Here is a 7,372-nt window from a genome sequence, read left to right as displayed (position 1 = left end):
TTGCTTGCGGGAGTCAGGCGCGGGAGACGCGGACCTGCTGCTCCACCATCTCCAGACTGCCGAAGCCGGTGAGAAAGGACACGTCCGTGGCATCCCGGCCGATACCGATCACGGCCATGTCGCTGGGCTGTGCCATGCCGGTCGGATCGACCAGATGCCAGCCGCCGTCCAGAAAGACCTCGGCGACCGCGTGAAAATCCTGCGGCGTGACATCGGGCGCATAGGTGCTGACAAAGCGGGCCGGGATATTGGCGGTGCGAGCCATGCCGATCAGGATATGGGCATAGTCGCGGCACACGCCCTTGCGCGCTTGATAGCTCTGCTCCGCGTTGGTGTGGGCATTGTCGCTGTCCGAGCCATAGGTCATCACCTGACCGATATGCTCCGACAGGGCGGCGACCAGCGGGCCGCCGCCGAGATCGGCAAATTTGTCGGCGACCAGCTGATCGAAGGCGTAAGCCGAACAATAAGGCGAGCTGAACAGATAGGGCACGGCTTCGCCCGGCAGGTCGGGCAGGGGGGTTGCGGGCAGGGCGGAGAAATCGGGATTGCCGCGATCGATCGTGACCTGCGCGCGATAGGAGACGGAAAGCGCCTCCTGCTGGGTGGTCCACAGCCGGGTGCCGATGTGATCCTGCGCCGCGATGATGGTCTGGTCGGGGGCGGGACCGACCGTGATGAGCGCCTGGTCGAGCCGCTGTTCCGCTGTCGCCGCTGCCGAGACCTGGACCAATATGGTGCAGGGCGCGGGGAGGCGATAGGAGAGTTCGGCGCTGATCTGCAATCGGGTCATGGCGGGTCCTTGAAAAAATCGAGCGCATGAAAAAAGGCCGGGGTTGCACCCGGCCTTTTTCTAGCAGTCATTGTGCCATTGCCTGCGGTTGCAGGGGTGGCGGAAAGCGAATCAGGCGCCTTCGATCTCACCGAGATCAACCTTGAGGCCGGGACCCATGGTCGTGCTGAGCCCGACCTTGCGGACATATTTGCCCTTGGCGCCGGCTGGCTTCGCCTTGACGACAGCACCGACCAGCGCATCGAAATTCTTGCGCAGATCGGCTTCCTTGAAGCTGACCTTGCCGATGCCATTGTGGATGATGCCGGCTTTTTCAACGCGATATTCGACCTGGCCGCCCTTGGCGTCCTTGACCGCCTGGCCAACATTCGGGGTAACCGTGCCGAGTTTCGGGTTCGGCATCAGGCCCTTGGGACCCAGAACCTTGCCGAGACGACCGACGAGGCCCATCATGTCGGGGGTTGCGATGATGCGGTCATAGTTGAGATCGCCGCCCTGCATGGCTTCCATCAGGTCTTCGGCGCCAACGGTATCGGCGCCCGCTTCCCTGGCTTCGTCTGCTTTCGCGTCCTTGGCAAAAACCGCAACGCGGGTTTCCTTGCCGGTGCCGGCTGGCAGCGAGACGACGCCGCGGACCATCTGGTCAGCATGACGGGGGTCAACACCCAGGTTGATCACGACATCAAGCGTTTCGTCGAACTTCGAGGTCGAAGCGAGGCCCTTGAGGGTCGTGATTGCTTCGTCGATGCTGTACAGTTTTTCGCGATCGACTTTTTCGTTGATCGCCTGCATTTTTTTGGAGAGTTTCGCCATATTCTTATCCCTCCACCACTTCTACGCCCATCGAGCGTGCGGTGCCTGAAATGATTTTCATAGCCTGATCGATGCTGTTGGCATTGAGATCGACCATTTTCGTTTCGGCGATTTCCTTGATCTGCGAAGCCTTGATGGTTCCGCCCGAGGTCTTGCCCGGTTCGCTCGAACCCTTTTTCAGCTTGGCAATCTTCTTGATCAGAAAGCTGGCTGGCGGCGATTTGGTTTCGAAGGTGAAGCTGCGATCGCCATAGACGGTGATCTTGGTCGGGATCGGCGTGCCTTTTTCGAGCTTGTCGGTCGCGGCGTTGAACGCCTTGCAGAATTCCATGATATTGACGCCGCGCTGACCCAATGCTGGGCCGATCGGCGGGGATGGATTTGCAATACCGGCCGGTACTTGCAAATTGATATAACCATCAATTTTCTTAGCCATTTGGCTGTCCTTTCATTCTTTTGGGATTGGCAATATTGCCGCACCCGCAAATTAAGCGGTCAAACAGAAGCCGAAACTTCCTCCCGCGCTGGTATTCTGGAGCAAGCTCCGGAATTCTGTTGTGCTCCGGACCTGATCCGGAGCGGAAAACTAGCTGATCAGGTCGACTTCGCCAAAGTCCAGTTCGACCGGGGTGGCGCGGCCGAAGATCGACACCGAAACCTTGACCTTGTTCTTGTCGAAATCCAGTTCCTCGACAATGCCGTTGAAGCTGTTGAACGGGCCGCTCTTGACCTTGACCTCGTCGCCAATCTCGTAGCTGACCGTGATCCGTTCTTTCGGAGCGTTGGCCGCTTCTTCCTTGGTGTTGAGGATGCGCGCGGCTTCGGCTTCGCTGATCGCCTGCGGCTTGCCGCTGCTGCCGAGAAAGCCGGTGACCTTGGGCTGGTTCTTGACCAGGTGATAGACGTCATCGGTCATTTCCAGCTTGGCCAGCACATAGCCGGGGAAGAATTTCCGCTCCGACTGGATCTTCTTGCCGCGTTTGACTTCGGTGATCGTTTCGGTCGGGACTTCGATATCCTCGACCAGTTCGGTCAGGCCCAGCCGCTTGGCGTCGGCCTCGATGGCTTCCTTGACCTTGTGTTCAAAGCCCGAATAAGCGTGAATGATGTACCAGCGTGCCATGCGAATAACCTAAAAAATCTGTGTGGGGCGTTTAGGCAAGGCTCAGGAGCCAGGCTACAATCCCGTTGAAAACCGAATCAATGGCCAGAAAGAACAGTCCCAAAATGGTGGTCATGATCAGCACGAGGATCGCCGTGCGGACGGTCTCGGGCCAGGTTGGCCAGACGACCTTGTTGGTCTCAGCCTTGACCTGATTCATGAATTCGCCTGGATTGACTTTTGCCATGCTTGATTCCCTAAACTTTCTCGCCGGTTTTAACATAAACTCCGGGTGTCAGCCATTTGACTGTGTCGGATATATGCATGGTTTCGGAAAGAACCAGCTCTTTAGACTCAGATTCCCGGATTCGCAAGAAAAAGAACATGATTGTACCCGGGCAGGGCCGCAGCGCAGGGGATGCCGGCGCCTTGCTTCACCGTTTGCCGGTTTCGCTACCATTTAATGCTTTACACCAACGCGCCTCTTTGATTTACGTGACCTTTGTCCAAAAGCGGCAGATTTGCTGCCTTCAGCGACTGCCGGTGTCGCGCTCAGTGTGACCTTCCGGCGGGATGGGTGCCCATGGAATGATGTACGTGGCAAGCCGCGCCGCCTTTCGACCGGTTGTCAAAGAGCCTGTCCTTCCCCGTCAAACGACCGGCAGACAATATAGACGATCGGGGCTGGTGTAGGAAAGCGCTATCGAAGCTCAGGCCGGCCCGGCCGGCAATTTCCGGCTCGGGTGCATGCCATCGACATAGCCCATGAAGGGCGGATGGATAGTATAGCCGAGTAGCTCCTGCACGCGTTTTGGATATTGTGCCGCTTTTTCGGGCGATACGGCGAGCAATTGCTGTTCCAGCGGACGGCACCAGCCTTTGCAAAATTGCGGCGTCACGATCAGGCGAGGGCCATCGGACCTGTTGCTGCCGCCGCGATGCCATAATGTGCCCTTGGCGATCATCAGCGAACCGGCTGGCATGACGGCCTTGATCATGTCGGGATGATCGCCGTTCCCATCGGACTGCTGTCCGGACAGGCGCGGCTGGAAATCGGCAGAGCGGTTCGCCCCCGCCGGTTGGTCATTGCCCCATTTGTGGCTGCCGGGAATGATTTCGGTGGCGCCATTGTCCTCGGTCGTGTCGCTGATCGACCAGAAGGTCGACAGGCTGAGCGGATCGCGCGGCCGGGCCAGGCCGCAATGGCTGTCGTCAAAATGCCAGGGCTGGACCGTTTCGCCGGGATGCAGGTTGATCGCCAGACAGGCGTAAAGCAGGCAGCTTTCGCCCAGTTCCCGCTCTGCGAATGCCAGTTGCAGCGGGTGGGAGATCAGGTCGGCGAATATCGGATCCTTGTCGAGCATCCCGTAGATACGATTGGACCGGTCGCCTTCAAAATTGTTGCGCCCCCTTATGTCCGCATCGATCCAGGGCTTGAGGGCGGCCCGTTGCCGCTCCACTTCCGCCGGCGACAGAATATTTTCAAATATTATATAGCCGGACTCGTCATATTCATGCCAGCATTGATCAAATGTGCGGCCGCCAAGAAACGATTCAATGTCGCTGTGCACGGGGCTGATTCTCTGTTCCAACATAGGCGGAATATGGCAGAATTCCGCGGTTCATGCAAATTCTGAAATGACGCTACGGCAGCGCCGGTTTTCAGTAGCGTTCGATCAGATCCCATTTGTTTCCGAAAGGATCGCGCCACTTTACGACCTTGCCATAGGGCTCTTCGCGCGGCTGTTCGAGGAACAGGATGCCGGCGCGCTGCATGATCGCAAAATCACTTTCGAAATCATAGGTTTCCAGAAACAGGAACACCTGGTCGCCGGCCTGTTCGCCAATCACTTCTTCCTGGGCCTCGTTCGCTGCCCGGGCGAGCAGAATTCGTGTCTCGGTGCTGCCGGGCGGGGCCACCAATACCCAGCGCTTGTCTTCCGACAATGGGGTGTCTTCGATCAGCTCGAACCCCATCAATCCGACATAGAAGGCGATTCCCTGATCATAATCGGGAACGATCAGGGTGATGGCGGCAATAAACTGGGTCATGGAGATTTCGGTGCAAGAAAAGGAATGATGGCAGGAGTGCACGGACTCGAACCGTGGGCCCTCGGTTTTGGAGACCGATGCTCTACCAACTGAGCTACACTCCTGCACAGGCCGTTTCGCCCTCGCGGAACAGACGGTTCGCGGGCATTAGCGTCCTGCGAGCCATTCGGCAAGCGCGATTGTTTCCCGGCCAGCAAGTTCGCAAGATGGTTAACTTTCGCGGTTCCGCCGTTTACCGCAAGCCAGAAGGCGGGGTTTACCCGCAAGGCCGAAACAGCATCAAGTGCCCATTCACCATCCAGTCGGGAGGCGATCACTATAGCGATGCCCGCGCTGAGGAGACGGTTATGACAGATTCTGTGATTCGCAGGCCGCCGACAATCGGGTTCGAGAGCCTGCCAGACCTGCCTTATGCGATCGCATCGGAAGAAGATCGATGTGCCCAGCGCCACCAGCTTTCGATCCCGGCCAAGATGCGTTTGTCCTGTTCGACCAGCTTTCCCGTGGTGGTGATGGACATGTCGCTGGCCGGATTTTTCTGTGACGCCTTCATCCAGGCCCATCCCGGAACCCGGTGCTGGCTGACATTGCCCGGTCTCGGGGCGCTCGAGGCGGAGGTGGTGCGGCATGATCATGACGGCATGGGCGGTGCATTCAAACATCTGCTCAATCCGGCGGTGTTGAACCATTATGTGTCGAAATATCCGGCGCAATAGCGAACGCCTGTCATTTTTCGACTTTTTGCAATGCTGCCCGGTCTGCTATGCTTCCCTTTCAAGCTGGACCGGAGGACCTTATGACAGACGCAGACAGCCCGCAGGCAGACAAACCCCCACCGCTGAAAGTTCTACGGATTTTCAGGGGCAAGGACGCACCCAGTCTCGATGAGGCAGGGCATATGGCCTATGTCGACGATGATCCGGTGATATTGGCGGGCGCGGCGAAGCTTGGCGAAGCCGGTATCGGCGAGGGCGCGGTGCTGAAATGCCTGTTCAGCGGTTTTGGTTTTTCGCTTCACTATGTCTGGTTCAAGCCGGGATATCCCTTGCCTTTGCACAGCCATGACAGTGATTGCCTCTATTATCTGATCAGCGGCGATATCCGGATGGGCACGGAAGAAATGGGGGCAGGCGACGGGTTTTTCCTGCCCGCCGGTACGCCTTATACTTACACCGTCGGAGAGCAGGGCGTCGAACTGCTCGAGTTCCGCACCGAGGAGGATTTTGATATCCGGTTCAAAGGCAAGACCGACGCCTATTGGGAGAAAATGCTTGAAAAATTGCGCGCCGAGCAGCCGAAATGGAAAGAGGCGCTGCCGCCGGTCAGAGCCTATCGCAACGCCTGAGCCGGATCATTCCGCCGCTTGCAATTGCGGCGCGAATATCCGGTCGAGTTCCGCATCATCGGCCCTTGTCAGACGGTCGACCCATTGGTGGAAGGCCTGTCCGCCGCCTTCATTGCGGCCGAACCAGACCTTGTCGACCAGGCCGGATTGCAGCGCTTCATGCTGGCGCTTGCCGGTCTTGTAATCCTCTTCCGCGACCACGGTTTCGAGAAAATCGAACTGGTCCCGCGCACCCTGACGGACCGCATCGTCGGTCGGCGCATGTTCCATCACGTAAAATTGCGTGGTGTAGCTTTCGCCGACGGTCTTGCCGGGGAAAAGCTGCGAAATCATCGCGCCGCGACCGCCGCCACCGTAGAAACTGGCGATCGAGATATGCGGGAAGATCGTCCAGACGCCCTGTAGCAGCGCATCGATCGGCCAGTCTTTTTCATCGATCTGAGTGAGATCGACCTGCTCGTCGCTGCCAGTCTTCTGGACAAATTTCGATGGCGAGGACAGGCGCTGGTGCGGGCCCCAGAAAAAATAATTGGCGCGGTTGAAGAAATCGGCACCGAACGTATCCTTGTGCAGGACCGGCAGATGATAGAAATCGAGATAGCCGTCATAGGCTGTCTTCCAGTTCGGCCCCGGAATGGTGCGCTGGTCAAACAGGTGCCAGCCGTCGAAGCCGAAATGTTCGAGCAGGCTGTCATAGCCGCAGAGATAGGCCTCGATATCAAGCGTGCTGTCCGGATCCAGCGTGGCCCAGATCAGTCCGGCGCGTTCCAGCGTCGGGAATTTCTTCAGGCAGAAGGCCGCCTTGTCGACCGTGCCGAAATCTTTCGGAGAGGCGACGGCTAGCAGATCGCCGTCATTCTTGAATGTCCAGCCATGATAGCCGCAGGTGAAGCGTGATGCCTTGCCGCTGCCTTGCGCCACCGGATTGCCGCGATGGGTGCAGCTGTTGAGAAAGGCCTGGGCCGTGCCGTCCTTCTGGCGGGTGATCAGGACCGGGATGCCGGCCATGTCCATCGCCTTGTAGCAGCCCGGCTCGGGCAGTTCGCAGGATGGTGCCATCATCAGCGGCAGTCGTTTGAAGATGAGGTCCTTTTCGCGTTCGAATCGCGCTTCATCGGTATAGTCGGATGCGGGCACCGCAACCACGTTATCAACCAACTCCATGGTGTCTGCCTTGCCATGCTCAACCAGTGAACGGGTCATTTCCAACAATTGCTGCCGCGACATTTTTCTCTCCTCGATTTGCGACCAGATTATCAGATTCGGA

General features: G+C 58.1%; 10 protein-coding genes and 1 tRNA gene. 2 read left to right on the top strand and 9 right to left on the bottom strand.

Translation table 11 applies throughout. The annotated features are described in order from the left end of the window. Positions 1–13: 13 nt before the first annotated feature. The 8 genes from ACEW8J_RS13880 to ACEW8J_RS13845 all read right to left on the bottom strand — a co-directional run bounded on the left by ACEW8J_RS13880 (position 14) and on the right by ACEW8J_RS13845 (position 4,864). Positions 14–793, bottom strand: coding sequence for a transglutaminase family protein (locus ACEW8J_RS13880; RefSeq protein ID WP_373492238.1), 780 nt, complete (start codon positions 791–793; stop codon positions 14–16). Positions 794–904: 111 nt separating this feature from the next. Beyond that, the gene (gene rplA, locus ACEW8J_RS13875) at positions 905–1,606 is read right to left on the bottom strand and encodes a 50S ribosomal protein L1 (protein WP_373492237.1); all 702 of its coding nucleotides are present in this window, start codon (positions 1,604–1,606) and stop codon (positions 905–907) included. 4 nt (positions 1,607–1,610) lie between these two features. After that, a complete protein-coding gene (gene rplK, locus ACEW8J_RS13870; RefSeq protein ID WP_373492236.1) occupies positions 1,611–2,042 on the bottom strand; it encodes a 50S ribosomal protein L11 in 432 nt (143 codons plus the stop codon). Positions 2,043–2,192: 150 nt separating this feature from the next. Beyond that, the gene (gene nusG / locus ACEW8J_RS13865) at positions 2,193–2,729 is read right to left on the bottom strand and encodes a transcription termination/antitermination protein NusG (RefSeq protein ID WP_373492235.1); all 537 of its coding nucleotides are present in this window, start codon (positions 2,727–2,729) and stop codon (positions 2,193–2,195) included. 31 nt (positions 2,730–2,760) lie between these two features. Continuing rightward, a complete protein-coding gene (gene secE, locus ACEW8J_RS13860) occupies positions 2,761–2,955 on the bottom strand; it encodes a preprotein translocase subunit SecE (RefSeq protein ID WP_373492234.1) in 195 nt (64 codons plus the stop codon). A 463-nt stretch (positions 2,956–3,418) separates the two neighbouring features. Further along, the gene (locus ACEW8J_RS13855) at positions 3,419–4,279 is read right to left on the bottom strand and encodes a phytanoyl-CoA dioxygenase family protein (protein ID WP_373492233.1); all 861 of its coding nucleotides are present in this window, start codon (positions 4,277–4,279) and stop codon (positions 3,419–3,421) included. Between the two features lie 91 nt (positions 4,280–4,370). Further along, positions 4,371–4,760 (bottom strand): VOC family protein, encoded by a 390-nt coding sequence (locus ACEW8J_RS13850; protein WP_373492232.1) that lies wholly within the window; start codon positions 4,758–4,760, stop codon positions 4,371–4,373. Between the two features lie 28 nt (positions 4,761–4,788). Continuing rightward, a tRNA-Trp gene (locus ACEW8J_RS13845) sits at positions 4,789–4,864 on the bottom strand. A gap of 243 nt (positions 4,865–5,107) precedes the next feature. Here ACEW8J_RS13845 and ACEW8J_RS13840 point away from each other — a divergent pair. Both ACEW8J_RS13840 and ACEW8J_RS13835 read left to right on the top strand, forming a co-directional pair. Beyond that, entirely contained in the window at positions 5,108–5,476 is a 369-nt protein-coding gene (locus tag ACEW8J_RS13840) for a PilZ domain-containing protein (RefSeq protein WP_373492231.1), read from the top strand. An 80-nt stretch (positions 5,477–5,556) separates the two neighbouring features. Further along, complete coding sequence (locus tag ACEW8J_RS13835; RefSeq protein WP_373492230.1) at positions 5,557–6,105, top strand: cupin domain-containing protein; 549 nt, start codon at positions 5,557–5,559, stop codon at positions 6,103–6,105. A 6-nt stretch (positions 6,106–6,111) separates the two neighbouring features. On the opposite strand, the gene ACEW8J_RS13830 is transcribed toward ACEW8J_RS13835, so the two are convergent. Continuing rightward, positions 6,112–7,332, bottom strand: coding sequence for an aromatic ring-hydroxylating dioxygenase subunit alpha (locus tag ACEW8J_RS13830; protein WP_373492229.1), 1,221 nt, complete (start codon positions 7,330–7,332; stop codon positions 6,112–6,114). Positions 7,333–7,372 lie beyond the last annotated feature (40 nt).

The sequence above is a fragment of the Parasphingorhabdus sp. genome, assembly GCF_041748495.1.
Classification (GTDB): domain Bacteria; phylum Pseudomonadota; class Alphaproteobacteria; order Sphingomonadales; family Sphingomonadaceae; genus Parasphingorhabdus.
This window is presented reverse-complemented; position numbering and strand designations above follow the sequence as displayed.